Here is a 24792-nt window from a genome sequence, read left to right as displayed (position 1 = left end):
TTATCCATGAAACTAGTACTTTTTAGTGTATCCCTCCACGTATAGACAAACATGAGTGGGGGATCAGACCGATCAGTCGTTAAAACCTACGTATCTGCTGAGCAAAAGTCAACATGGAAGGACCACGCTTCTGAGCTTGATATGACACTCAGTGAGTTTGTTCGGACAATGGTGCAAGCCGGTCACCGTGGCATTTCTATTGATGCCGAGGAACTGGATTCTTCGGACGATAACCCTGGGGGTGACGACCTTGAAACAGTTGTCCTCGACAGCTTACGAGAAAGCCCAAAATCATTTGATGAACTACACGATGAACTGACCGAAGGAATCGATACGCGTCTTGAGGAGACACTTGAACAATTACAAGAACAGAATCAAATCAAGTACGCCCCTCGTAAAGGTTACACACTCAACAGGATGTGATCGATCATGACTGACGACCCGATTGAGTACTTTCTGACTGAACAGGAATATTATGGTAAAAGCTCACGCACGCTTGCAGCGTATGAGCGAGTGCTCAGGAATTTTGAATCATTCCTTACTGATCCAGATCGTGGTCCAACACAGGCAACACCAGGGACCGCTGGTCGACGAGAATGCATGGCGTGGGTACATTCATTACGGGATTCATATTCACAGAGTACTGTTGCCTCGTATGCCTCCTATGTTCATAGATTTTATAACTATATGGTGCAGGTTGGTGAGTTAGAAAGCAATCCAATGGCACTTGTGACAGATGAAATGGATGAAACGATTACTCGTGACCCAACTCGGCGTGACATCTCAATCCCCGAAATGCGTTCATTTGTTAATTCAATTACTCATCCGCTTGATCAGGCTGTGATCTTGATGTTACTCAAGACCGGAATGCGAGTCGGAGAGCTATGTAATCTCGATCGACGGGACATTGCCCTTGCTAAGTCTCCTCTGGACGAACATCCAATTCGACCTGCACTAGAGGGGCGTATTCCAGCAATCTATGTCGCGTCAGGTGATCAAATACCCAACGGAAGGACTGCAGCGAACAAACGGAAACGGTCTACGATTATTCCAGTTGATCAAGAGTTATCGATTGTACTTCGTAAATGGCTTGCGATTTCGCCGGACACAAGTGCAGACCCTGCTCCGCTATTTATGTCAACGCGAAACCAGTGGGGAAGCCGCCTGAGTCCAGAGGCAATAAGAGCGATTGTCCGACAGCACGCAACAGAGGTAGGATGGTACAACCAAGGTGCTGGTGCTGGTGAAAATGTAACACCACATTACTTCCGGCACTTCTTCACAACACATCTCCGGGACCGAACCGGTGACCGTGGAATTGTAAAGTACCTCCGGGGAGATGTTGCAGAAGATATCATCGATACATATACGCACAACTGGGGGGGTCGTGTTCGTGAAACATATATCTCGAATATTTACTCGCTATTTGAGCCAACAAAACAGAATAATCAACTTGTTCACACATGACCGGCTACTTCCCTTAGCTAAACTAAAGATCTGAATTGGCTACCTCTGTGGCACGGTTTAATCATTTATACCAATATCCACTTCAAATAAGTGTATCACCCCGATTGTTGTAGGTTCTCTTATTGTCCCCTGCTGATATTTAACTCTCACAGGCTATCCCGGTTCTCAAGGGGCGAGTAGAATAAGACAGGGTACAGCCGTGCGCTCTCTGAGTTTCTGGAAACTAAGTGATAGACGATCCAACAAATCAATCGTGGTGGAAGAGCCGTTCAAGTACGCTGCAATGCGGGACCACACCTCGGCTACAGCAACTCAGAATCGTCTCTCTGAAGGGCATATGGAATCAACGCCTGTGGAGACTGCGTTCTCTGTGGACACTGAGACGACAGTTGATGAAGTGTCTACAAAGCGCGTTGTGGAACCAGAAATCCCCCTCCCTCAAGAAACAAGCAGCTATTGCTGCGAGTGAGTAGGCAGGGGTATTTCACTTTTAGTGTTTTATTCTCCACTTTAACCTCCTCCACACGGCTAAAGCCGGTGAGCGTTCGTCTCGATACCGCTGTAACCTCTATTCTCAGCCGATCAGCTTCTTGTGTGCTCTCAGCTAGCAGTACCACCAACCTGTTACTCGATTAACCACCTGTCTGACCATCATTGTGTATGCAAGCCATTACAAACAGCAACTTAGTCGAAAAACTGGTGACAAACACACCTTCATCGAATGCTCTGTCTACTTGTTATTGAAGGACTATACATTCGATCTCAGAATTGACTGTCTTTGGAGAAACGGCAATTCTATTTGAATTTCTATAATATTTTATTACATATGTTAGATTCCCGAATTACTACAACATATCAAGAATAATGTGGCACGTCCTACGAACTTCATAGTCAGTACTGTTTTGCATGGCTACTTTTGAACTATGTCGTGGCTGCCTGTGGACTTAATTATCCAATTTTAACCAGGCGAGTGGCTTTTTTCCATCATATAAATCATATTTCGCTATATACAAGCTGACCAAGAAATCCAATAAGATTCATGCAAAGTACCCCCTGTAAATCCTGTAAGGATTAATCTAACCCATATACCGCTCAATCCGGCGAGGGTGCGATAAATGCCTTTCACAAAGGCTTCATCCCACAGCTAAAGCCAGTGGGTGTTCGCCTTGCTACCGCTGTAATCACAAGAGTCTCCGATATTCGGACGGCTCCGAGGCACGCTGCCCACTCCTTCTGTAGAACTTGATATTCTGTGATGGCTGTGCACCTGATGCTGATAGTTAGAAAGGTGCCCTATTCACTTACCAGACGAGTCATTGTAAGCCGTTCAGGGTCAAGTCCTACGTCACTGGGATGAGTTTATCTGTGAGAATGTTGTTAAAACCAAGACAAGTTTTATTATATAAGGTGAAATACATACAAATGTCCCGAGGCGGTATATCCGCCTAACCTAATATCGGGGCTACATCTTCCGTCATTGTCTGCCTTTTTTCATTGATTTCTTTTGATGTTCTGTTAGCAATATCCACTACAAGGACAGAACAAAGTTTCTAGGTGTATATGATCCGTTTCAGAACCAAGCATAGTATACTGGCTTACTCAGTTATAGCAGGTTACATCTTAACACTATAATATGTCTACTAGCTTCTCTGAAAACTTTTGATAGTAGAAGTGCACGCATAATCCTAACTATTCCAAGGAGAGATCGTGTGTCATTCAAAAGCTGCTAAATGTAGGCGGTGTAAAAGTTAATTAATCCTCAGGTGGGTGATGTGCACATGATTTACGTAAGTTTAGGTTAGGTTCCCTCATTGTGATTTTTAGACCTATACATATGAACTCTTTCTGAGAGTAACTGTCCTTACGGAAGCCAATGTTGTTTGCTCAGTACAAGTGAGAGTCGTCATAATTTTTGCTGCTGTACTTCAATATATGAATGTGAAACGGAGAACATTTTTGGGCAGTTGTGGAACAATTGGCACGGTTGGAATCGCTGGATGTGCAGCTCTATTTAGCTCTCCGTTGCCGGATAAACTTGAAGACATATCTCCAGAGGATCAACTGTCTCGACCTACGCTTGGCGATGGTGAAGTCGTCGTTGAGACATACGAGGACATTGGTTGTCCACCGTGTCATGAGTTTAATTCTGAAATTTTTCCAAAAATACAAGAACAGTACATTGACACCGGTTGTATCTCGTATCAACATGTTGATTTTATTGTGATGGCTAATGAGAGATCCCTCGACTTAGCTTGCGCGGCCCGGTCTGTGCAAGATGCGACACAGAATGCTGATGATTCAACTGGTGCTTTTTTTGAATACAAATGTGACCTCATGGAGAAAGAGAACTGGAGTACTGACACCATAGCCAGCGTTGCGGAAGACCACGGTGTAGATTCTAATGTTGTCCGTTTAGATATCGAAGAAAAAACTTACTACCCACAATTACGTGCCGACTGGGATCGAGCTAGTGAGGCAGACGTTGAGAGAACCCCGACAGTAATCGTTGAAGATACTGAAATTGATGATCCACTTGAGTTTGACGAGATCAAGGCAAAAATCGAAGAACAGCTGTAAACCAGAGTACAGCTAAACCTAGTCAGTTTCCGATCGCAACAAGACATTTCTCTTCGATTCTATAATATTGTTCGTCCTTTGCTCGGAATATTTTTAAAAATGGTTGAACCTCTTCGGAGTCATGTGTCTCTAAAGGCCCTGTCTCTCTCCACCACGGAAGACACAGTCTTCTGTACAACCCGGGTACTCTTTCTATGGTTTAGTTGAAAATCACCAACACATCATCCCGTCCGATGGCATTTAGGGACATGTCGAGTTACGGTTGGATCACACACAGGCTCCGGGTTCCTGTTTAGGTGGCCTGAGACGAGATTTAGCAGGACAAATGAACAAGGAAAATCGGATTACAGCGGTAGCGAGGCGAAAGCCCACCCCTTCAGGGGTGTGGATGAAGCCGACATGATATGTCACAAACAACGTGACATAGACCGGTTGTAATCTCAACGTTTATTCTATGCGAAATACTATGAGTTGGTAGGCATGCGACATGCTGCTGCGGGGAACGTGCTCACGCTCAAGCTGGCCACGAGTGCGTCTCAACTCTTACATTCACACACCTTCGCAGCCCAACCAGCAGCGGTTGGCATGTCACCCAAGCGCTCCCCACGTGTGGCTGCAACGGGGAGTGGGGCCGATGGCCCGGCCCGCTGCTCACGGTGCTGGACGCCCGTGAGTGTCACTCCCTTCTTGGGAGGGCAACACCGAGTGGATACCCAACACGCCACACCCCCGTTTGGGGGCCAAAGGTGCATCAGCGAACCCGCACGTTCACAGCCGGGGTAATCAATCTGGGTGGATTACCCACGGAGGAATCCCACGACTTCAGTCGTGGGAGGAGGTCAATGACCACGGTTATGCTATCTCAATTGTTGCGTGTAGTGATTGCTTGAGAGCATCATGGACCTTACATAGCTCATCAGCCTTAGCGATCAATTGATCTCTCTCCTCATCAGACAGCGTTTTTTCAACATCAACTACAAAGGTAATTATAGACAAAAATCCGTCTTCATCTGTTTCACCATCCGCAGTAAGCTCAATCTCCCCTAACTCTCCAATTTCATGTTGATCGGCAGCAACGCGAAGTGCTGGAATGTAACAGGCTGCATATGCTGCTAGTGTAGTTTCTAGTGTATCTGGACTATCTGATCCAGTTGCATCAACTGATAGTGAGAAATCTCGAATCGATACTTCTGAGTTGAACCCCGATTTAGATGTTGCACAGACAGTCTTTGTCATATATTATCTTTGCTTGAGAAGGTATATACGTGACTTCTATGTGTAGTTATATCACACAACTTGATTCCGACAACTCTAGTACTTCCGTAGGTAAGTACAGGTATGAAGGCCGCAGTTTTTCGTGGTGAACAAGACATTCGCGTTGAAGATGTCCCCAAGCCAACGATACAAGAGAGTACTGATGCCATTGTCCGGGTGACACACACTGCTGTCTGTGGATCTGATCTCTGGTTCTATCGGGGGCAGCGTGAGTATGAATCTGGATGGCGCACAGGTCACGAGCCAATGGGGATTGTTACGACCGTTGGTGATGATGTTACTGGTGTCCAACCAGGGGATCGAGTGTTCGCGCCTTTTGCAATTAGCTGTGGAAAATGTGAGTTCTGTCGAAAAGGATTGCACACGTCCTGTATTGACGGAGACACATGGGCTGGAGAACGTGACGGAGCACAGGCAGAAAAAATCCGTGTTCCTCATGCAAATGGAACACTAGTCCGTATCCCTGATCGGTATGCTGATAATGAGTCTGTACTTCGGTCTGTCCTACCTCTATCAGATGTAATGGGAACAGGGCATCACGCCGTAGTTAGTGCTAATGTTGCCCCCGGTTCAACTGCCGTGATTGTCGGCGACGGGGCCGTTGGTCTCTGTGCTGTGTTAGCAGCTCGTCGAATAGGTGCTGAGCGGATTATTATACTTGGGCATCACCAAGATCGGCTTGAGATTGCTGAATCTTTTGGTGCGACAGAGACAATCAGTGCCCGTGGAGATGCAGCAGTTGAGCAAGCTAAGAAACTCACCTATGGTGGAGCAAATCATGTTGTCGAGTGCGTTGGAACCGAGTCATCCATGAAAACTGCATTTGAGGTTGCACGCCCTGGGGGCAACGTCGGTTATGTTGGCGTTCCGGCTGGTGTAACGAAGGGAGAATTTTTAGGCACTGGTTTTGGGAAGAACATTACGCTTGCTGGAGGCATCGCACCTGTTCGTGCCTACGCTGAGCCATTACTTGAGGATGTCCTCGATGGGACACTTGATCCGTCACCAATCTTCGATAAGACGGTCTCGCTGGACAACATCGCAGACGGTTACCGGGCAATGCACGAGCGAACAGCAATAAAGGTGCTTGTAAAACCATAATTTAAAGATTAACACGTATCTACCGAGTCTCTGACAAGCCCCGCGCCACCGTGCGCGGGGTCGTTGACTATGAGAATACTCTAGTTCGTTACAGTTGCTGCTCTGTCTCGAGTTTATCGAAGACTTTGTCTACCATTGTGCCAGTCTCGGCAACAATCTCTTCCCATGCTTCGTTGTTCGGAGCCATACCTACCAATCGAGCAATACGCATAATGGAAACATGATATACACGTTGTATTCCAGGTTCTTCTTCCCAGATGATCATATTACACGGAAACAAGCCACCAATCCGGAGTGTTTCGTTTAGTGCTCGATCCGCAATCGATGGATTGCATGCGCCTAGGACATAGTATGAATCGCGATCAGCGTCGACTTTTTCATTGAGTAACTCTGATGGAGAAAACTCGACAGGAATACCGAATCCACATTCATCACAGATGGATCGCACTAGTTCAATCGCCTCATCATGCCCCATATCAAGAATAATTTGTTTCTCACCGTAGTCATCAGGATCGATCTGACGAGGATCTATCGGAATAGACATAGTTGTACTTGTTTTGTCGATGTATAAGATTCACTCTCTTGAGCGTAGTTGTATAAAGAGATAGAGACTAATACTGCGAAGACGTAGGATACTCCAGTTTAAATGTGGCCTTCTGCTCGGAGTTGATCGGCGTCCTGTTCGGAGTACCGCCATTCAATATCCGCCTTTTCATCTTGCCAATCCCATGGTTTGACGAGCACGACATCGCCCTCGTCGATCCAAACACGGTACTTCATTCGACCAGGGATCCGCCCTAGTCGGTCTTCACCGTCTTCACATTTTACTCGGACATGGTTGCCGCCATCATGTCGTGTTACAGTGCCAAATATTTCGTCATCGTCGGGCATCCGAAGGGCCCGCCGAGTAGATTCTTCACTCATATATCTATATAGGAGGTCCAGCCGGATAATACATCCGAGAGACATGATAACATGAAATTTAGATGAATGGTAAATTATGAGATGTGGTATACAGAACCGTTTTCCGCGCTTCGCTCAAAACAACGATGATGGACACTACAATGTCAAATATTTCACTTGACTTCGTACAGCTTGGACGAACTGGAATTAAGACCAGCGAGTTGCAGTTTGGAACATGGCGCTTTGGACGCACAACTGAAACTGGAGAAACAGAAATCTCAGAAGACCAAGCGTACGAATTGCTTGACGCATATGCCAACGCCGGGGGCCGATATATTGACACGGCAGACATCTATGGAGGGGGAGACTGCGAGAAATGGATAGGACGGTGGCTCGAAGACCAAGACCGGGAGCGGTTTACGATCGCTTCAAAAATTTACTGGCAAACTCGTGACGGAGATCCAAATAGTCGAGGAACAAACCGAAAGAATATTCGTCACCGAATTGATCGACTACTTGACCGACTTCAAACTGATTATGTGGATGTTCTATATATCCACCGATGGGATGATCTGACCTCAGCAGAAGAGCTAATGAAGACACTTAATGGGCTGGTAGAATCAGGCCGTGTACACTATCTTGGTGCTTCAACACTTCGTCCGAATGCTTGGAAAGTCGCTAGAGCAAATGCAATTGCTCAAGAACGTGGCTGGGAGCCGTTTACCGTGCTACAGCCTCGGTATAACTTGATCGACAGGGAGATTGAGGGGAATTACCTTGAATTCGCACATAGGTGTAACCTTGCTGTTTGCCCATGGAGCCCACTTGCACAAGGGTTCTTGACAGGGAAATATGATCGGTCACAGCAGGTTCCAGAATCATCAAAAGCAGGACAATCAAGTCGATTCCAAGAATCATACTTAACTGAGCAAAGCTTTGCAGTTCATGATGTACTTGATCAGGTTGCGGATGAAGTAAGTTCTACCCCCGCCCGGGTTGCACTTGCATGGCTCATGCACCGAGATGGAGTAACCGCCCCAATCATTGGTGCACGAACGGTCGAGCAACTTAAAGAGAATCTTCAGGCAACACAGATTGACTTATCCACAGACCAGGTCCGTCGACTAACAGAGGCAAAAGAAGGCCCATACGACAGTCTCTAATCAAGTACGTTGACTCCTCCTTAGCTGACGCCAGAGGTTCTCATCATAAGGCCCAGTCGACAGGCTTGATCAGTAATGTTATCTGTTTACTTTACTATCCACCGTGTATGCAAGCAGCCCGGTTTGTGACATATTGTTTTGTGTATATCGGACTCGTGATTATGGCCCAATATGCCCTCTTCTATGGAATTTCATTTGAGCTAAATTCACTGGTGCAGTTCGCTGGGGGACTTGCCATCTTGGGCATTGGAGGGGTTCGACTGTGGAAACCTGAGGAAGAGCAATATCCTGAAGAATATGGTCTTCTTACGTACGGGATGGCAGCCGTTGCTGTTTTTGTTACAGTAACGCTTTTGGCATCGGTATTGGTTCTTTAGTCGAATCTTTTTGAGCTGTCAAATATATGCTAGCTGACCTTGCTCAGGTCACCATGGGCGCTCATCTTTATCTTTCCAGAATTTACCGCTTGGACCCCCAGGCTTAAAGCGAGCAAGCCATGTTGGGGTCTCAGCGCCTTTCTCTGGTGATCGTGGTGCCGCTTCACCTCCCATATCAGTTCGAACCCAGCCTGGACTTACAGCATTAGCTATCAAGCCTTGCTCGTTGTACTCTGCATGAAGATAGGCAGTGAGGCCGCCAAGTCCAATCTTTGATATTCGATAGGCAGGCTTGCCTCCGTCTAGTTCATCTGTTGTGTATTGTGCCAATCCAGAAGACAGGTTGACAACTCGACCCCCTCTGTTATTCAATAGTAGTGGAAGGGCATGTTTACAGAGAAGTGTTGGCCCACGGAGATTCACCGCCATGGTCCGTTCAAATTCATCAAAATCAATTGTGTGTAACGGCCCTAATCCCGGAGATATACCGGCATTGTTAACTAAAATATCGAGGGCACCTTCCTCTTCTTTGACCACATCGATGGCTGTTTTAACATCCTTGTTGACTGTGACATCTAGTTGCACTGGACGTTGTGTAGACGCAACAATATCATCTGGATCACGGGCTCCGGCATAGACAGTCGCGCCTAGATCAGCAAGGTTTTCGGCAATTATTTTTCCAATCCCTCTCGTTGCACCAGTTACCAGCGCTGTTTGACCATCTAAAGATTCATACAACGATATATCCATATTCGTTTATGAGGACCAAGACAGGTTAAGCTTCCTGTGTGTTTGACCTAAAACGCAATGAGCCGGTTCATAACGGGCTTCCTCAAAGAAAGCTTACCAGTATTCAAAAGCCACTACATCCATGCTTCCCTACCAGCAAACATACAAAGCATGCGAACAAGCCGAGTGCCGAAGACTGTAAGATGTCTATTCCTGCCGGTGATTATTAGCGCTTTCTTGGTACCAATTACATCTGTCCCTGAAATCTCCAATAATGAGTTGCATACAATAGGAATTCCGCTCTTCACAGAAAACGGGGTTGTCACGGATATACTGCAAGATTATGACGGGGGTGTTCAGTACTTACTTGTAGCCATTCTGGCGGCGATTCCATGGATTGAAATTGCACTGGTGATCCCCGCAGGCATTGCTCTTGGAATTAATCCAACCGCTGTAGCAATATTTGCATTCCTTGGGAATGTCCTGTCAGTCTATATTGTTATTTTGTTCTGTTCCCAGGTCAAATCCTTATGGGGATCACAATCATCAGACACAGACGGTTCATCTGAGCCGTCCAAACGCAGACAATGGGCTAATCGGTTATGGGACCATTATGGACTCCCTGGACTAGCACTAGCGTCAGTTATCTTGACTGGCGTTCATGTTGCTGCTCTTATTGCGCTTGCAATTGGGTCAGCAAAACGAGCCGTAGCAGTCTGGATGACGATCTCGATTGCAATCTGGACAGTTGGGTTAACGGCAGCAACATACTACGGAATTGAAGGGATCCAAATCCTTCTTGATTGAATCCCTCCACACGACTGAAGTCGGTGGGCGTTCGCCTCGAACTACTGTGATTCGTATCGAGCTCAAATTTTTAACAACACTGTCTCAATCATTTCAAGCCAAGGTGGTTAGCTAACTCCGTTAGAGGTTCTCTAGGTCATTTCAGCCATCTCCGGATAATTCTGTCCGCGAAGCCGAGACTGAGAGGGCCACTCACACAACATGAGCATTTATTGACGGGAATCAATTACCGATCGTCTCAGTTTGAGCCGCCGGATTCGCCTGTATGAGTCGTGCCAGTCCGTAGCCTGCAAGAACAAACGGGAGCAACGCTAATGCGACAAAGGCAATAGCTCCCGCAACAACCGCAGCTGCTGGCAGCATAGTAAGTGCCAAAATGAATACTGCAGCACTGGTTAAGAATCCAGCACCGAGAGCAACCACGGAGCTAGGGCTACTCGAAGTTTTTGGATCAGACGTACCAGTGCTACTGGATTTAGCAACACTGTATATACCGTAGCCTGCAAGCCCTCCGACAACGGCTGCACTGGCGGCCGTGAGTGCTGACATCAACATTAATATTTGGTTAGTTTCTAATGTTGTATAAATCCTTCTGAGATTCAACTGGATCTATGCCTCTTTGTTGGGATATTGTGCCGGTAGCTATTTCTGATTTGCATAGGCTACAGTCACATCTTGAATCTCAGTCGGGGGTTTCCGGTCAAATATAACTGACCTTTACTATTTGATTGAACGCGGACAGTTCATATGCTCTGAAATGAAAGAAAACCACTGCAGCTCCAATACCTACATATCTCTCTATTCGGTATATTGTGCTGTTAATGGTAGATCAGATTGTTGTTGAAGTTCGGACTGCAGCAGATGATCTAGCTCCAGCATTTCAAGTACGAAAGAAGGTATTTGTTGAAGAACAGGGGGTGCCAGTGCAGGAAGAAATGGATGGTAATGATCAGGGAGCATACCATGCACTCGCGTGGAAAGATGAGACCCCTGTCGGCACTGCGCGACTCCGAGAGTACGACCAATCAACAGCAAAAGTTGAACGGGTTGCTGTCTGCAATCCCCATCGAGATAATGGTATCGGCACTAAATTGATGGAACGAATGGAGGAACTTGCAGCAAAGAAGGGGTACAACTCAGTACTGTTGTATGCCCAAGTTGGAGTGACCGAATTTTATGAGAAGCTCGGTTATACTGCATCAGGCGATGTATTCCTTGATGCGGGTATCAAGCATGTCAAAATGCACCGATCACTTGACTAGCCTATCGCACACTCAGTTTTTTACCCAAAATAGAATGTTACTTCACACCGGGGTCAAACAGTGCTCCTGTGATATGGCTATTTGTCCTGTTGTTCGTCTGCTCTGGGGAATGTGCGATGAACCGTCGTTCAGGAAAACGTGATATTTCAATTCTCACATTCCGGTCAAGCCGAAAATGTCGCCGTCACCCTTCCATGCATGATGAGACAATATCGGCCTCTTCAAGTACATTGAGGTGGTGAGTTACTGTCTTTCCGTCTATTCCGACAAATTCCATTAATTCTAAACATATATCTTGTTCTGACAAACAGCGCAGAGTCTCAAGCCGTTGTTTTGGAATGAGTATGATATACTGTATCATTCGGGAGCGAAGCAGACTATTGTGTACCTAAGCTATATAGTAATATGCAGATTTTTTGGCATCGTCGTGATCCACGAATCCATGACAATGCCGGGCTAACGGCTGCCACTCGAAGTGGTAATGTTTTACCGGTGTTTGTGTATGACACTGAATTGCTTGGTACGATTGGTTCTAGACAGCGGTCATTTTACTTCCAGTGTATCCGCGAACTGCAGGATCAATATCGATCTCTCGGCAGTGATTTACTGGTTCGGTCCGGATCACCGGAAGAGGTACTCCCTAACATTGCGGCCAAGCACAATGCTGATCGAGTTGTATACAATGAACACTACCGTCCAGCGCGACGAAATCGTGAGAAAGCAGTCAAAGATACCCTAAGTGCTGAAGATATCGATATCAAATCACTGACTGACCTTGTCCTCGTAAGTCCTAGCCGTTTGGATGCTAAGTATCCTAATCACAGCCAATTTTATGACGACTGGGAAGACGTTCCTAAGCTATCACCGTTCAGTGATCCTGATACAGATGCCTTTATCGAATTCTCTGATGCAAAAACAGTCCCATCACCTTCGTCTGATATTGAACTACCCAAACCAGGCTACGAGGGGGCTCGCGAGCGCTTGGATACATTCATTGACGAAGGTATCACTTCATATAATGACAACCGAGATGACTTAGCGGGCGCTGTTGAATCCCCGAAAACCACCGTCTCGCGGATGTCTCCGTATATATCTGTAGGGGCGATTGGGATTCGAGAGATCTGGGCAGCGGCAAGCGAGGTATACAATGCTGTTCATGGTTCTGAGCGCCGCAACGTCGATAAGTACCGGTACGAGCTAAGCTGGCGTGAACAAAACTATCACTTACTGTACTATATGCCAGATTTGGCAGTCTCAAACTACAAGACGTTCCCAAATGATATTGACTGGCGCAATGACCAAGAAGACTTCAAAGCATGGGCTAACGGAAAGACTGGATATCCGCTTGTCGATGCTGGCATGCGTCAGCTAGAGCAGGAAGGATACATTCACAACCGACCACGGCAGGTTGTAGCTAGCTTTTTAACAAAGCACCTCCTAATTGATTGGCGGAAAGGAGCTCGATACTTTACTAAACAGCTAATTGACCATGATTACGCGTCCAACCATGGAAGTTGGCAGTGGATTGCTTCAACGGGAACAGATTCGGTTGATGTCCGAATTTTCGACCCTGTAAGTCAGCTCGCAAAGTATGATTCAGGAGCTAAATACGTCAAACAATATATTCCAGAGCTTCAAGATGTTCCTGCAGACAAGATTGTCGACTGGCCAACACTGTCTCCGGGTGAACGAAGTCAGTTAGCCCCTCAATACCCACATCCAATTGTTGACCGAAATGGAGGATATGAGCGGGCACAGCGTGTTTTTGAAGAAGCTCTTGGGAAACGATAGTTTCCAGCGAGCTATCCCCGGCTGGTCAAGAACTTGTGCTGGCTACAGTCTCCAGCTCAGATAGTGTTGCTGACTCACGAATATCGTTTATCGTGCAGTACCAAGCACCTCTCACCCCGTTCATATCATTCTTGACAGGATTATCTATTGGAATTAGTTCCCCGATTTCAAATACAACAACAACACGTTCACTGGAAAACGGATCAATCAGCTTCTGCCAGTCTTTTTCATTCATTGGACCGGGTTCTCCACGTGTCTGCTCAGTACGGTTCTGGACTGTCGCATAGTGTGTAATTGCTGAGACTGGTGCTGTTCGGTAAAAAGCCATGTACTCGAAATCCGCCCGTGTTCGATCATATGACTTCGGTGATGGATAGATTCCGTCCCGACAGCGATCAAATGTGTCTGTTTGCGTAGCAACAATACAGATACGCGCATCTTCTGGTGCCTTATCTTCCGGAGAATCATCTGCAAAACGGTCCAAATCCATAATTATGAGTACTTTTTCAGTCAGATGTGTATATCGGATGAGGTAACAGTATCACATTACTTTCTGGTGGGAAAAAAGAGTAGGCATTAAGTTGGGATGAATAAATCTCGGCATACTCAATAGCTGTAGCTGTTCCATTAACTTCCTCAAAAAGATTCGGAAATGTGTTATTCGCCCCAGTCTTCTTCGAGGTCAGGTGCTTCTTCGAGTTCAATTGGGTCAGTGGAGATAACCTCAAGCTCTGCTCCAGTTACTGGGCTATCAACAATCTGTCCAACTTCAAGATCAGCTGGAAGCTCAATTTCTTCGCCAGTGATGGGGTCCTCTGCTGTAATAGTATCTTCGTTGGTTGTCATGATTTAGTATAACGTTTTCCTTGATTAATAGGCATCGCTTTGGACTCACAGTGTACTCTGATCGTTACGTTATCCTACCAATAAGATAGATTCAAGACAATCCGGTGTACTATAACACAGTCTGTTTACAGTAACTTGCTAGTGCGAGTGAACTACCCCTGCCTACTCACTCACCGCTGACGCGGTTCGCTCCTTGAGGACGGGGACGTAGCCTGTAAGAGTTAAAACACACAGCCGGATCAGCCTTTACAGAAAATCGAGGCGAATGCCACGGGGCTTGACCTCGAGGCAGTTCACAGCTGTCCCGCCCGGATTTATGAGCAATCTGGTACAATTGGTGCATCTGTTGGTTTTGGTGGGAGGGTACGACGTTTCCCTCCATCGGCACTTACATCAGACCGTTCACTGTTTTCAGTATTTGCAGTCGGCATGACTGGAACGACCGGGGCGGGATCGGTTTCTCGCATCGTATCCTTCACTATTGTTCAGTACCATTATAAACATAACGATCCTTAATTATATTTTATCCAGAGTATAGATCTCAAGATATGCCTTGAGATCGCCAATATAATTTTACTTAAATATGGGCAATGTCATCGGGCTTCCGGTAGCCTATCACGGGGGATGACTAATGGATGTATAATGCCGGTCGAGAAGGCAATTATCTGGCACCGACGGCGGCTTCGCTTATCTGACCATGCCGCTGTCGCGTATGCAACTGAAAATTACGACACTGTTATGCCTCTTTTTGTTTTTGACCCGGCGTTTTACGGGGAAGACGGTCTTGCTTGTGATTCCAGAATCGCCTTCTTACATGATTCACTTCAGTCATTAGAGCAGTTATACACAGCGGTCGGTGGAGATCTCATTTACAGGCACGGAGATCCAGTCGAGCTTCTGCAGCGACTCTCAAAACAGGGATGGGAAGTCATTGCCACCGCCGACCCTACGGCAAGACATGGCTATCAACGCGATCAAAAACTATCTGATAAGAGAATTGTTAACTTTATTTCAGGAGATGGTCTCGTACGATCAGATGGTTGGTCTCGAAGAAACTGGGAAGCGGAAGTAGAGGAGTGGTTCACTGCTGAACAACGCAAACCTAATATTAATGATATTAATTTTGAGCAGCTTGATGAGCAAGTGTCAGTTGACGAAATTGAGGGAAAATACGCAATTACGCCGCAAAAAACGAATCGACCAGTCGGAGGAAGGCAGGCAGCAGTAGAGACATTACAGTCGTTTGCCAGGCAGATTCGATCGTATCCAAAGAATATTTCTGCGCCAAGTGATGCTCGGACAGGTACAAGCCAGCTTTCTCCATACTTACGGTTTGGATGTCTATCACTCCGCGAGGTATATCAGTACGTTATGGAGCACTGTCCAGATTGCACTGGACGAGATATGTTTATCTCTCGATTGTTCTGGAACCGTCACTACCTGCAGAAACTTGTCGACTGGCCTGGCTGGACAGAGCGTGCGGCTAACCCAGTCATGGAAGACCTTCGGTCAGAGAATTATAATTCAGAATATGTTCGTGCTTGGAAGTACGGGGAAACTGGATATCCAATGGTTGACGCTTCAATGCGATGCCTGCGAGAAACAGGATGGTTAAATTTCCGAATGCGCGCAATGTGTGTCTCTTTTTTCACAGATATTTTACAGCAGCCGTGGAAAATCGGGGCAGATTATTTTCATTACCACCTTATCGACTCGGACCCAGGCATTAATTATACGCAGTGGCAGTACCAAGCTGGAACCGTTGGAACAGATCTAATGCGGATTTATAATCCTATCAAACAAGTAGAAGACAATGATCCAGAAGGGGAATTTATCAAGCAATATATTCCGGAGCTTCAGGATTTTCCAGTCGGATACTTAGAGCGACCAGAACGTGCTCCAGAACAAACTCAGCAAGAGGCAAACTGTATTATCGGGAAAGACTATCCTGAGCCAGTCGTTGAGTTTGCTCAAGCACGTGAGCGTGCACATCAGTTATACGAGCAACTAAAAGTGCCAGCAAGACAGGCACTACATACAGAATCAATAGCTCGTCGAGCGTCACTTGCACGTTTAGATACTCCACCAAGTGAATTACCCGACGGTGACCCACCATCAACACCAGTTGAGACGATTCCTGAGTTAGATGAGGTTTCATTGCATACAGATGATCAATCAACACTTGAGCAGTTTTAATTCCTACAGGCTACGTCCCCGTCGTCAAGAAGCGACCGGCCGGAGCGAGTAAGGTGGTCACTTGGAAGAGCGGCCTATCGTTCGACACCTTCTCGTGGAGGAACGTCCTTCTGATATGGATGTTTTATTTCAGCCATATATGTGACATAATCCGCACGATCGACAAGTTCCGGCGGGGCTTGTCGACCGGTGATGAGCAATTCTGTCCGTTCGCGTTTTGCACTACAGATATTTAGAATCGTTTTTACATCGCAGATATCGAAGGCCCATAGAAGTGAGAGTTCGTCAAGGACAACAACATCAGTGTCAGCAGCAGAAACAGCATCTTTTGCTTTGTTTATTCCTGTCTGTATACGTCCCTGTTCATCCTGTGTTAGGCTCATGTCAGGAGTCAAGTGCCGTGTAGGATATTGGAAAATATCAACTGATTCAACATCGTTAAGATACGTTATCTCTCCGTATTCACTGCCAATGGATTGATTTCCCTTCATAAACTGCAATACTACTGCCGAGCTATCGTGACCGAGAAACCGAAGAACAGTTCCAATTGCTGCAGTTGTCTTTCCTTTCCCAGGTCCATAGTAAAGATGTATTTTCCCTTTATTTCCCATTGCTCGTATAGCAGGATGAGGGACTCGTAAGTTTAGTCATTTTGTGACTTGCTTCTTTGTATGAATCTCTATATTTATTATTAAATATCGAATACTTTCAGACGTTGTTGTCTAAGACTTGCCGTCAGCTCTTAGTGTCCTCAGTCTGAGGTCTGACTATTTGCTCGGTGTAACAGATACACATCTATTATGCAGAGGACAAGGACTACAAGAGGGAATACTGCTCCAGTTGGAGCAATCTCTCCCTCGACTAATTGCAATAAGAATGGTGATGTAACGTCTCCACCAAATAGTATTGGTGTATATGCGCTCAACCCAACAAGTGCAAACACATATCCACCAAACCAGATGATACCCCTGCGGATATATCCAAGAAAAGCATGGCCAAGCCCGGCGATAAGTATCGTCATCAATACTGGGAAGTACGGCTTGGATCGCAGGTTCATTAATTGAAGATACGCTATGGTGTCGGATAATAGTTCTTACCTGGCTCGGTTCGTTTCATAGTATATGTGTATGCACACGCTGTACGAGCGCATCACGCTTTAACAAGACAAATCCAGCAAAGATAATGCCGAATCCAAGCACGGTCTGAGCTGTAATTTGCTCATCTAGTAACAACCACCCAAATAGTGCAGCGAATACTGGAGCAGCATATGATACAAGATTAATTTCAACGGCGCCTACGCGCTCAAGTAAATCAAAGTAGAAGAAATATCCAATTGCGCTTGCGAAGACAGCCAGGTACACAGTTGCAATAACTGCCTCCCATGTGAATGTAGCTTCGCTCAATGACTCTGTGGGGAGGCTAAAACTAATCACGTGAAGCATAATCGCTCCGATAGCACAGGCCCAAGCAACCGTGGCTTCTGTCGAAAGCGAGTGATTGAGTCGCTGTAGCAGCACACTGCCCAAGGCCACAGAAAATGCAGCGAGCAGGACCAACAAGGAAGACTCTATCTCTCCAGTAGTAAGTGCTGTCGGATCAGGGACTGCAACAAGTCCAACACCAATAAATCCTGCAACTAAGCCAATAAGACCAGTAACAGTCAAACGATTCTCTGGGACCAAAACCCACGAAAGAGCAGTCGTAATTATAGGGCTTGTCGCAACAATAATCGCTGCCACTCCGGATGTTACTTCTTGCTGGCCAACAAATAGAAATGCATTATACAACGCAATAACGAAAGTGGCACTGATTCCCACGGCAATAATGTCTGGTTTCGACTGCGGTAGCCAGTCTTCGGTGACGAATATAGCATACCCAAGCATGATGACTGCGGCTATATCATACCGAAATCCAGCAAAGAGAACAGGCGGAAGATTAGCAAGACCAGCTCTGATTGCAACAAAGGCCGTCCCCCAGAAAAATGCTAACAAAGCAAAAACCCCGATCGTCCGATATGTATTCATCTATTGGCAGCATTCAATCGAACGGCAGGAACTCGTATATAGCTTTTCAGTCAGCATTATACATAGAATTGATATAATTAAACGAATGTATTCTAAGTGTATAATTAGTAGTCTGAAAATTGAGTATATCGTCTCGACTACCTTCACAAACGTGGATTTAACTTTTAGGTTACGTTTTCGTCCTCAAGGAGCGATCAACGGGAGCGAGTAGGGCGGGGATACAGCCGCACGCTCGCTGTAACCAACATTCAATTCGGTTGATGATATACGCTACATTGTGACGGAATCCATTCATGAGGCTGGCTTAGAGCGGGATCATACCCGCGGTCAGTCGCTATTTTTCCGTCACCAGCAAGTAGGATTTGGACAATCCAAAGCAACGCCTGCGGAGACTGGCACCGCTGTGGACACGGATGCCACCCATGAAGTGTCTGCAAGTGCCGTCGTGCAATCAGGAAGTCCTGTTCGAGAGACAGGAAGCCCCGTCCTCAACGAAGCGAGGGTGCAGCCCGAGCAGAGTAGGGCGGGGGAAGTTTACTCATATTACCCGGTCATAGACAGTATATTTACGGCTTTTCAATTGTCAGATCGTCAGATACGCTATATTGACAGGCGAGTCGTACAGACTCAACATCATCGTGTGTCGAAAGCCGTAGTCTGGTTTTTTCTCTTCCAGCCGGTTCTCCAACGGGTCCTTCAACAATCCGAACAGCGCATGTTCCACAAGTTGCATTACCACCACAGTTGATTTTCTTCGTGATCCCTTTATGCGGACTTTTGTCGTGATTAATCAGCACTTCCCGAAGTGTATCGCCTGATTCACACTCGATTTGTTCACCTTGGTAAGTAATAACTGGCATGTTATTGCGTGTGTATAGTAACGTTGTGCACAAAAATGTTCTACATGATGAAATTTACAGATTATAATATATCTAATATTTAATACACAAACTAATAGTGATGTTCGACCATCAAATTGTGCTTGGCCACTGCAAAGGAGGGCTGTACTTCTGTTATAGTTTATTAAAAATATAATCTTTCAATACGCTACCATACCCAGTCAGTGTGATTGAAAAAATAACAATACCACCGACTGTCAAACCAGTGCCTGTTAATATAAGCGTATTATCAGAGTAGATTAGACCTAATAATACAATAGCGACTCCCGGAACGAGGTGTAATATTCCAGTTACATTGAGTAAGTTCTGAATCATACGCTTGAGTCATTGATTTTCTAATTTTCAGGAGGCTATAACATATCCCTAGCTGTGACTATGATATAAACTGTAGCTCTCGCGCACCATGGTGGTCAGGTTGTATTGATTGCTGTTCAGAATCGCACGCTACAACGTCTTCGTCTGCAATCACGACAACAGAGTGGTTGTTAGACCCGGAGCTGTGAAGCAAACGAGCTCCGTCCGTGTTATCTGCTTGCAATGTGGACGCGTCTTTTAATGTCTCTATGCGATCAGGATCTATGTCCTCCCAGTATAGTGCGTTCTGTTTTATCTGGCTACTGATTACTGTCGACTTGGGAATAATAGAGAGAAAATCCGTAGCGGTATGTGCTGCTTTTTCAGACTTCCATATTGATATGACAAATCTGCTGTCATCTGTAAATTCAAGCTTATACCTCGTTGTCTGAATGTGGGAATCGTATTCGGTAAAATCATCGGACAACTCATTTACACTATCATCAATATGATCTAATGCTGCAGATGACTGAGCTGCACATGCATACACTACTGATGAGTTATTCCCTTCTTGGCTACCTTCAGAAGTCTTGTTACTCACGTTGTTGGGAGGAGAGATATTCTCTTCGTGGTCATTTAGCGGGGTATGCTCAACTGATGCGTTTGATGGGACAACTTCACCAGAAAGGAAGGCAGGAAGATCCGTAGGAGCAAACCGGCGACCAATATGAAAGTATGGAAAGTCGGCGTACTCGGAAGAGGCTTTATCAAATCGCATTTCGTACACAATATCTTTCAGTTTCACTGGGTCGTCAGCAAACAGCGTAACTCCCCATTCATGATCATCAAATCCGATTGAGTTGGTGACAATTTGTGATACATGTCCTGCGTACTGTTTGCCGGTGTCTCCATGTTCTGCCATCATTGCTGCTCTTTTTTCGAACGACTCTGTATACCAGTTCTTTTTCTCTCTCCGCCGTCGATCCATTGGATAAAAGCAAAGATACTCATCATCCGGCAGTGACGGATATAGCTTCATATTGACGTAACGCTGCATGCCCGGGCTCACATTCTCTTCTTCAAAGTACGACTCAGAGACATAATCTGAGATTTCAGTGACAGCGATATACGATTCAGCGGAGGTAGTATATGATGCTAGTTTTGTTTGGTTGAATTGCCGCTCTATTGCTGACAGATGGTCCATAGTTGGACGCAGATGGAACAACAATAGGTCGGCATCTGCCCCGAGTATCGAACAAACTGCGGATTCACCCTCAGAAGCGTCGGAGGCTAATTCAGCCTGTTGAAAAAATTCGGTTGCCTCTGAGATAACAGCCTCTTTTTCTTCAGGTGATGTTTCCCGCCATCGCTGCCAATCTATTTTCCGAAAGTCATGCATTGCGTACCACCCTTCGTCAGTTTGCGGTGGAGCCATCCCCTGGATTGGTGCAGATGTCATGCTCCGTCTTATGACCTCTGTAACTTTTATTTTCTGGTATGACAAAATTATGCTTCTTGTTCAAAATTATATGCTGTAGATAAAAAATTGAATTAATAATAAGAGAAATGTGGTGATATGCCTGTAATATTTTTCATATACAAAGCAATTATATTTACATTCAGATGCCTTGAGTACGGACTCTAACTTGTATCAAATAAGTTAATATATGGATCTAAGAAGCACGACCGATAGAGAGATTAAGCCATCGTGTGTTAAGCCGACGCTCCTGGATTCAGCCGGGTGAGAAAGTTAGTCAGATTATCCCCCTTCTGTGATATCACTGCTTAAGAACGCGATCAACAGCCGGTTGAATATACTCAGGTGAGATATCCATGACTTCCTGTTGCTCCTGCTCGCTAAGGTAATTTTGAACGCCATCGCGGCGTTGGTGTTCTGTATAAGCATACCGTTCATCGAAGAATAACCGTACACCAAGTTCTTCTGGCCCTCTAATAACCCGTCCAATTGCCTGTCGTGCCTTTCTAATTGCCGGGATTTGATTAACGGCTGTCCAGCCGTCCAATGTGTCTAATCGTGCGTCATATGCATCGATGGTCGCTTGTCTACGGTCAGTCTGTGGTTTGATCGGGATACCGACAACAATTGTCCCATGCAATGCGTCTCCTTTGTAATCTACACCTTCAATTACTGTCCCAAGAGAGGACGTAACAAGTATTGCTTCATTAGCCGGCATAAACTGATCAAGTAACTCGCTTGTTTCTGTTGCAGAGCTGGATTGATCAAGGTAAATTGGCTTATCAACCCGCTCCTCAAGTATCTCAACCACCCACTGAGCTTCCCGGTACGAAGGCATACAGATCAAAACATTCGGGATCCGGCACACAGCGTCCTCGAGCGCATGCAGGTACTGCTGACGACAACGTGACATCTGCTTAAGTTGAGTGACCGGATCTCCTCGGTTTTTGTAGGTAAACTTGGGTAGCTTTACGGCGTATGTTCCTCGATTTGTTTCCGAAAATCGTAGTGGATACTGTCGAGTAATTATCTCTCGTGTATCTGTGGTTGTACTTTTCGGCACCGTCATTAATTTTCCAAGGTCATTATCAGTATCAAAAGAAGAAGGATAAAGACTGTCTCCAACTCCGGTTGTTTCTTGATATGCTTCCAGCGGTTCAAGAGTTGCACTCATAAGTAGTACACTTCCGACTTCGCTAAACCGATGTCGAAGTTGTTCTGTTGGGAGAGTATTGTGAATTCGATATCTGGCGGTCCATAGGTCCTGCCATGTTGAGGCTTCCCCGGTTGTGTCTTCGCTCACGGTGGGTTCAACAATAACTTCTCTAAAGTACTGCGTACGATCTGCTTTGCCCCAAGTAAGAAGAAATGAGCTAGCAGATGCTGTGAGCTGGCTATCTTTTGGTAAAATTTGATTAACAAGTGTAATGATCCCTTCTATCTCTTCAAGAAGGGACCATATTGTCTGATAGCCGGATGGTAAATCGTCCCGAACAGCGTCAGCAATTTCTTTAGTAATCTCGTCTTTGTTTGTACTCTTTGGTCGGTCAATGCTCTTTTCGTACCGTTGAAGTCCGTGCTCACTTACTTCTTCAATTGTTGGATACTCACGATCTGGATAGTCATTCGAAACGAGTGTTTCAGCCTGTTCTCGTAACTTTGACTGCGCTCGGCGTAGTGCTCCAGACACCGGTCGGAGAAGTTCACGGACAGTATTTTCATTGTCCGTAAGGTCTTGAAGTATCATTTTTACTAATTGGCTGCTCCCACCAAACGCCCGGTTTGCAGCTTCACGCCGTCCCTTTCCTGTGTCGGCAGTCAAGTCGTCCCATGTTTTGTCGTCTGGGATATCATCTGCCTTGAATAATTCAAAAATCTCAGCTTCTGAATTAAATGGGAGTTGTTGTAAATCAATTTGATCAGTGAGGTTGGCAACTACTTGATTTTGAAATGTTTCCAAGTCTTCCATCGAAGTGATCTGCTCAAATGGGTTCTCTCCGGGTATTAATGTGGTAAAGTCCTCATATCGCTGTTCCACCATCGATTCAATTGCCCCGACTGATTGCTGTGTCTCCTCGAGAGTCTCCCGACTACACTCGAAGCTAAAAACATCTCGTGCGATAGTTTCCAAGTTATGTGCTTCGTCCAAAATTAGGACTGTCTCTCCATCGAGAACATCGACTTTCTTTTTTGTCAACTGCCGGCTCATTGGATCCAATACATGGTAGTAGTTACCGATAACAACATCAGCTTCTTCTAGTAAGTGTGCCATTTGGCTGTGGGGACAAATTCCTCGCGTTATTGCTTTTTTCCACAGGGAATGTGTATCAACAATACTATCAGGAAGATCGGCAAATGTGAGTTGTTCATACTCATGAATCTCAGGATGTGCATGTGCAAGAAAACCAATATAAAATGGATCAAACCGGCCATTAGCGATTTCTGGAACATTGGCCACGTCGCTTAGCTTTGGGAGGTATTCAGGATACGGAACACGCTGTCCATCAATATTCATCTGTGATGTCCCCTGTGAGTCAACGTGTTCCTCAAGTCGTTCCAATATAGCACGAATGCGATTTGGATCATACTGTTCTACTACAGAGGCATTTTCTGGTGGCGACCACCTCGTTGCACTAGCAGACACTAACCCCCAGTTAATGTCATAATCTGAGTGTGGAGAAACAAGCTCACGAGATCGCTGCCGCAGGGTATCAACATCGTCTCGGTCATACTGATTCTTGCCAACGGAATCAGACAAATAAGGAACCATGTCATCCCTTCCTCGCAATACGACCGTTGAGATTGCTCCATCAGCAGGCTGCTGGTTATTAATTACTCGCATTTCTTCAACGAATTGCTTCAGCTGTTGCTTAACAGGGGTTGCAATGAATACACGCTCATATGTCGGCAATGAGCCAGTCTTGTTCCAACCGCTTTTCTGTTGTTGATGTGTGGCCCATTCTGCTGGTTCACGAATCGCCGATAGTCCGGCGGTTAATCCAATAAGTGTTTTTCCAGTCCCACATGCACCCTCCATCAGCATGTGATTACGACTAGCAAGTGTATTTAGAAATGTTTCAATCCCGTCAACCTGGTCATTGTACACCCGTTCGTACGGAAAGTATTTTGTCCAGAAATTCTCCATCTGTTCGCGGGTTATTGTCTCGGTCATAGCGTTGAGTTAACAGTCACGGTATCTTGTGATTGCTTAGTTTGAGCCCTGCAATGAGATACTCCAGAACAATGTGGGGCATTAATTTTCACATTACACTATTATTGGTGTTCCTGCTTGTATGCTGTGTTACGATGTGGACAGTGGGTAGTTCACGTATATAGATGTTGATTTTCTTGTCATATAAATCTGAGACGACTTAGAGGTACACTGAGATGGATACTGACAGAATTACCTCCAGTATCGCCGACAGCGAGTTGAGTGGTCGATCAAGTGTTTCGGATAATTGAAAGGTCTGATCAATGAGTTAATCAACAGTGTGGTACATGTTGGCACGTTATCTACTTGACGAGATGGGTATTTGACGACGCATCGGAGCAGCAATTCTCGTATTGGTAGGGATTCCATTCACCTACCAGATGTTGACAAGCA

General features: G+C 45.7%; 26 protein-coding genes. 11 read left to right on the top strand and 15 right to left on the bottom strand.

The window, feature by feature from the left end:
- The first annotated feature begins 51 nt into the window (after positions 1–51).
- From K0C01_RS11135 to K0C01_RS11120, 4 genes are all read left to right on the top strand, one after another.
- The gene (locus K0C01_RS11135) at positions 52–423 is read left to right on the top strand and encodes a DUF5805 domain-containing protein (protein WP_221169767.1); all 372 of its coding nucleotides are present in this window, start codon (positions 52–54) and stop codon (positions 421–423) included.
- A 6-nt stretch (positions 424–429) separates the two neighbouring features.
- The gene (locus K0C01_RS11130) at positions 430–1467 is read left to right on the top strand and encodes a tyrosine-type recombinase/integrase (RefSeq protein ID WP_221169766.1); all 1038 of its coding nucleotides are present in this window, start codon (positions 430–432) and stop codon (positions 1465–1467) included.
- A 253-nt stretch (positions 1468–1720) separates the two neighbouring features.
- Entirely contained in the window at positions 1721–1936 is a 216-nt protein-coding gene (locus K0C01_RS11125; protein ID WP_221169765.1) for a hypothetical protein, read from the top strand.
- Between the two features lie 1469 nt (positions 1937–3405).
- Complete coding sequence (locus K0C01_RS11120) at positions 3406–4044, top strand: DsbA family protein (protein ID WP_255568297.1); 639 nt, start codon at positions 3406–3408, stop codon at positions 4042–4044.
- A gap of 852 nt (positions 4045–4896) precedes the next feature.
- On the opposite strand, the gene K0C01_RS11115 is transcribed toward K0C01_RS11120, so the two are convergent.
- Complete coding sequence (locus K0C01_RS11115; protein ID WP_221169763.1) at positions 4897–5280, bottom strand: OsmC family protein; 384 nt, start codon at positions 5278–5280, stop codon at positions 4897–4899.
- 102 nt (positions 5281–5382) lie between these two features.
- On the opposite strand from K0C01_RS11115, the gene K0C01_RS11110 reads away from it, so the two are divergent.
- A complete protein-coding gene (locus tag K0C01_RS11110; protein ID WP_221169762.1) occupies positions 5383–6420 on the top strand; it encodes a zinc-dependent alcohol dehydrogenase family protein in 1038 nt (345 codons plus the stop codon).
- 88 nt (positions 6421–6508) lie between these two features.
- Here the strand turns inward: K0C01_RS11110 and K0C01_RS11105 are convergent, their stop codons facing one another.
- A complete protein-coding gene (locus tag K0C01_RS11105; RefSeq protein WP_221169761.1) occupies positions 6509–6964 on the bottom strand; it encodes a DUF302 domain-containing protein in 456 nt (151 codons plus the stop codon).
- Positions 6965–7062: 98 nt separating this feature from the next.
- Positions 7063–7344: a translation initiation factor eIF-1A gene (gene eif1A / locus K0C01_RS11100; RefSeq protein ID WP_221169760.1), complete on the bottom strand. Its 282-nt coding sequence runs from the start codon at positions 7342–7344 to the stop codon at positions 7063–7065.
- Between the two features lie 128 nt (positions 7345–7472).
- On the opposite strand from eif1A, the gene K0C01_RS11095 reads away from it, so the two are divergent.
- Both K0C01_RS11095 and K0C01_RS11090 read left to right on the top strand, forming a co-directional pair.
- Positions 7473–8486 carry an aldo/keto reductase gene (locus K0C01_RS11095; protein WP_397541160.1) on the top strand — a complete coding sequence of 338 codons (1014 nt, stop codon included), beginning with the start codon at positions 7473–7475 and terminating at the stop codon, positions 8484–8486.
- Positions 8487–8593: 107 nt separating this feature from the next.
- Positions 8594–8863 carry a hypothetical protein gene (locus K0C01_RS11090; protein ID WP_221169759.1) on the top strand — a complete coding sequence of 90 codons (270 nt, stop codon included), beginning with the start codon at positions 8594–8596 and terminating at the stop codon, positions 8861–8863.
- Between the two features lie 48 nt (positions 8864–8911).
- Here K0C01_RS11090 and K0C01_RS11085 read toward each other — a convergent pair whose 3' ends face one another.
- Positions 8912–9613, bottom strand: a complete 702-nt coding sequence (locus tag K0C01_RS11085) for an SDR family NAD(P)-dependent oxidoreductase (RefSeq protein ID WP_221169758.1) — start codon at positions 9611–9613, stop codon at positions 8912–8914.
- 57 nt (positions 9614–9670) lie between these two features.
- Between K0C01_RS11085 and K0C01_RS11080 the strand changes: the two genes are divergently transcribed.
- Positions 9671–10399 carry a small multi-drug export protein gene (locus K0C01_RS11080; protein ID WP_259372370.1) on the top strand — a complete coding sequence of 243 codons (729 nt, stop codon included), beginning with the start codon at positions 9671–9673 and terminating at the stop codon, positions 10397–10399.
- A gap of 222 nt (positions 10400–10621) precedes the next feature.
- On the opposite strand, the gene K0C01_RS11075 is transcribed toward K0C01_RS11080, so the two are convergent.
- A complete protein-coding gene (locus K0C01_RS11075) occupies positions 10622–10948 on the bottom strand; it encodes a hypothetical protein (protein WP_221169757.1) in 327 nt (108 codons plus the stop codon).
- Positions 10949–11220: 272 nt separating this feature from the next.
- Between K0C01_RS11075 and K0C01_RS11070 the strand changes: the two genes are divergently transcribed.
- Positions 11221–11661, top strand: a complete 441-nt coding sequence (locus tag K0C01_RS11070; RefSeq protein ID WP_221169756.1) for a GNAT family N-acetyltransferase — start codon at positions 11221–11223, stop codon at positions 11659–11661.
- Between the two features lie 184 nt (positions 11662–11845).
- On the opposite strand, the gene K0C01_RS11065 is transcribed toward K0C01_RS11070, so the two are convergent.
- Entirely contained in the window at positions 11846–12022 is a 177-nt protein-coding gene (locus tag K0C01_RS11065) for an ArsR/SmtB family transcription factor (RefSeq protein WP_221169755.1), read from the bottom strand.
- 44 nt (positions 12023–12066) lie between these two features.
- Between K0C01_RS11065 and K0C01_RS11060 the strand changes: the two genes are divergently transcribed.
- On the top strand, positions 12067–13452 hold the full coding sequence (locus tag K0C01_RS11060) for a cryptochrome/photolyase family protein (protein ID WP_221169754.1): 1386 nt from the start codon (positions 12067–12069) through the stop codon (positions 13450–13452).
- Between the two features lie 25 nt (positions 13453–13477).
- Here K0C01_RS11060 and K0C01_RS11055 read toward each other — a convergent pair whose 3' ends face one another.
- The 3 genes from K0C01_RS11055 to K0C01_RS11045 all read right to left on the bottom strand — a co-directional run bounded on the left by K0C01_RS11055 (position 13478) and on the right by K0C01_RS11045 (position 14777).
- Positions 13478–13942, bottom strand: coding sequence for a DUF8743 domain-containing protein (locus K0C01_RS11055; protein ID WP_221169753.1), 465 nt, complete (start codon positions 13940–13942; stop codon positions 13478–13480).
- 167 nt (positions 13943–14109) lie between these two features.
- Complete coding sequence (lysW, locus tag K0C01_RS11050; protein WP_221169752.1) at positions 14110–14298, bottom strand: lysine biosynthesis protein LysW; 189 nt, start codon at positions 14296–14298, stop codon at positions 14110–14112.
- A gap of 314 nt (positions 14299–14612) precedes the next feature.
- The gene (locus tag K0C01_RS11045; protein ID WP_221169751.1) at positions 14613–14777 is read right to left on the bottom strand and encodes a hypothetical protein; all 165 of its coding nucleotides are present in this window, start codon (positions 14775–14777) and stop codon (positions 14613–14615) included.
- A 163-nt stretch (positions 14778–14940) separates the two neighbouring features.
- On the opposite strand from K0C01_RS11045, the gene K0C01_RS11040 reads away from it, so the two are divergent.
- Positions 14941–16494: an FAD-binding domain-containing protein gene (locus K0C01_RS11040; protein WP_221169750.1), complete on the top strand. Its 1554-nt coding sequence runs from the start codon at positions 14941–14943 to the stop codon at positions 16492–16494.
- A gap of 74 nt (positions 16495–16568) precedes the next feature.
- Here the strand turns inward: K0C01_RS11040 and K0C01_RS11035 are convergent, their stop codons facing one another.
- The 6 genes from K0C01_RS11035 to K0C01_RS11010 form a co-directional block, all read right to left on the bottom strand.
- On the bottom strand, positions 16569–17105 hold the full coding sequence (locus K0C01_RS11035; protein WP_221169749.1) for a cob(I)yrinic acid a,c-diamide adenosyltransferase: 537 nt from the start codon (positions 17103–17105) through the stop codon (positions 16569–16571).
- 140 nt (positions 17106–17245) lie between these two features.
- Complete coding sequence (locus tag K0C01_RS11030; protein WP_221169748.1) at positions 17246–17551, bottom strand: hypothetical protein; 306 nt, start codon at positions 17549–17551, stop codon at positions 17246–17248.
- Between the two features lie 55 nt (positions 17552–17606).
- Positions 17607–18518 (bottom strand): DMT family transporter, encoded by a 912-nt coding sequence (locus K0C01_RS11025; protein ID WP_221169747.1) that lies wholly within the window; start codon positions 18516–18518, stop codon positions 17607–17609.
- 566 nt (positions 18519–19084) lie between these two features.
- Complete coding sequence (locus K0C01_RS11020; protein WP_221169746.1) at positions 19085–19378, bottom strand: 2Fe-2S iron-sulfur cluster-binding protein; 294 nt, start codon at positions 19376–19378, stop codon at positions 19085–19087.
- Positions 19379–19790: 412 nt separating this feature from the next.
- Positions 19791–21170, bottom strand: a complete 1380-nt coding sequence (gene hemQ / locus K0C01_RS11015) for a hydrogen peroxide-dependent heme synthase (RefSeq protein ID WP_221169745.1) — start codon at positions 21168–21170, stop codon at positions 19791–19793.
- Positions 21171–21489: 319 nt separating this feature from the next.
- A complete protein-coding gene (locus tag K0C01_RS11010) occupies positions 21490–24360 on the bottom strand; it encodes a helicase C-terminal domain-containing protein (protein ID WP_221169744.1) in 2871 nt (956 codons plus the stop codon).
- Positions 24361–24792 lie beyond the last annotated feature (432 nt).

The sequence above is a fragment of the Salinarchaeum sp. IM2453 genome, from assembly GCF_019693215.1.
In the GTDB taxonomy this organism is placed as follows: Archaea; Halobacteriota; Halobacteria; order Halobacteriales; family Salinarchaeaceae; genus IM2453.
Note: the sequence above shows the minus strand (reverse complement) of the source record. Positions and strands in the feature narration are given on the sequence as shown.

Excerpts from the sequence above, each read along its gene's own strand:
- K0C01_RS11040 (WP_221169750.1), top strand. The coding sequence starts at position 14,941 with ATGCCGGTCGAGAAGGCAATTATCTGGCACCGACGGCGGCTTCGCTTA.
- K0C01_RS11105 (WP_221169761.1), bottom strand. The coding sequence starts at position 6,964 with ATGTCTATTCCGATAGATCCTCGTCAGATCGATCCTGATGACTACGGT.
- K0C01_RS11090 (WP_221169759.1), top strand. The coding sequence starts at position 8,594 with ATGCAAGCAGCCCGGTTTGTGACATATTGTTTTGTGTATATCGGACTC.
- K0C01_RS11135 (WP_221169767.1), top strand. The coding sequence starts at position 52 with ATGAGTGGGGGATCAGACCGATCAGTCGTTAAAACCTACGTATCTGCT.
- hemQ (WP_221169745.1), bottom strand. The coding sequence starts at position 21,170 with ATGACATCTGCACCAATCCAGGGGATGGCTCCACCGCAAACTGACGAA.
- lysW (WP_221169752.1), bottom strand. The coding sequence starts at position 14,298 with ATGACAACCAACGAAGATACTATTACAGCAGAGGACCCCATCACTGGC.
- K0C01_RS11085 (WP_221169758.1), bottom strand. The coding sequence starts at position 9,613 with ATGGATATATCGTTGTATGAATCTTTAGATGGTCAAACAGCGCTGGTA.
- K0C01_RS11010 (WP_221169744.1), bottom strand. The coding sequence starts at position 24,360 with ATGACCGAGACAATAACCCGCGAACAGATGGAGAATTTCTGGACAAAA.
- eif1A (WP_221169760.1), bottom strand. The coding sequence starts at position 7,344 with ATGAGTGAAGAATCTACTCGGCGGGCCCTTCGGATGCCCGACGATGAC.
- K0C01_RS11110 (WP_221169762.1), top strand. The coding sequence starts at position 5,383 with ATGAAGGCCGCAGTTTTTCGTGGTGAACAAGACATTCGCGTTGAAGAT.
- K0C01_RS11020 (WP_221169746.1), bottom strand. The coding sequence starts at position 19,378 with ATGCCAGTTATTACTTACCAAGGTGAACAAATCGAGTGTGAATCAGGC.
- K0C01_RS11035 (WP_221169749.1), bottom strand. The coding sequence starts at position 17,105 with ATGGGAAATAAAGGGAAAATACATCTTTACTATGGACCTGGGAAAGGA.
- K0C01_RS11030 (WP_221169748.1), bottom strand. The coding sequence starts at position 17,551 with ATGAACCTGCGATCCAAGCCGTACTTCCCAGTATTGATGACGATACTT.
- K0C01_RS11075 (WP_221169757.1), bottom strand. The coding sequence starts at position 10,948 with ATGTCAGCACTCACGGCCGCCAGTGCAGCCGTTGTCGGAGGGCTTGCA.
- K0C01_RS11025 (WP_221169747.1), bottom strand. The coding sequence starts at position 18,518 with ATGAATACATATCGGACGATCGGGGTTTTTGCTTTGTTAGCATTTTTC.
- K0C01_RS11130 (WP_221169766.1), top strand. The coding sequence starts at position 430 with ATGACTGACGACCCGATTGAGTACTTTCTGACTGAACAGGAATATTAT.
- K0C01_RS11115 (WP_221169763.1), bottom strand. The coding sequence starts at position 5,280 with ATGACAAAGACTGTCTGTGCAACATCTAAATCGGGGTTCAACTCAGAA.
- K0C01_RS11055 (WP_221169753.1), bottom strand. The coding sequence starts at position 13,942 with ATGGATTTGGACCGTTTTGCAGATGATTCTCCGGAAGATAAGGCACCA.
- K0C01_RS11060 (WP_221169754.1), top strand. The coding sequence starts at position 12,067 with ATGCAGATTTTTTGGCATCGTCGTGATCCACGAATCCATGACAATGCC.
- K0C01_RS11070 (WP_221169756.1), top strand. The coding sequence starts at position 11,221 with ATGGTAGATCAGATTGTTGTTGAAGTTCGGACTGCAGCAGATGATCTA.
- K0C01_RS11095 (WP_397541160.1), top strand. The coding sequence starts at position 7,473 with ATGGACACTACAATGTCAAATATTTCACTTGACTTCGTACAGCTTGGA.
- K0C01_RS11080 (WP_259372370.1), top strand. The coding sequence starts at position 9,671 with ATGAGCCGGTTCATAACGGGCTTCCTCAAAGAAAGCTTACCAGTATTC.
- K0C01_RS11065 (WP_221169755.1), bottom strand. The coding sequence starts at position 12,022 with ATGATACAGTATATCATACTCATTCCAAAACAACGGCTTGAGACTCTG.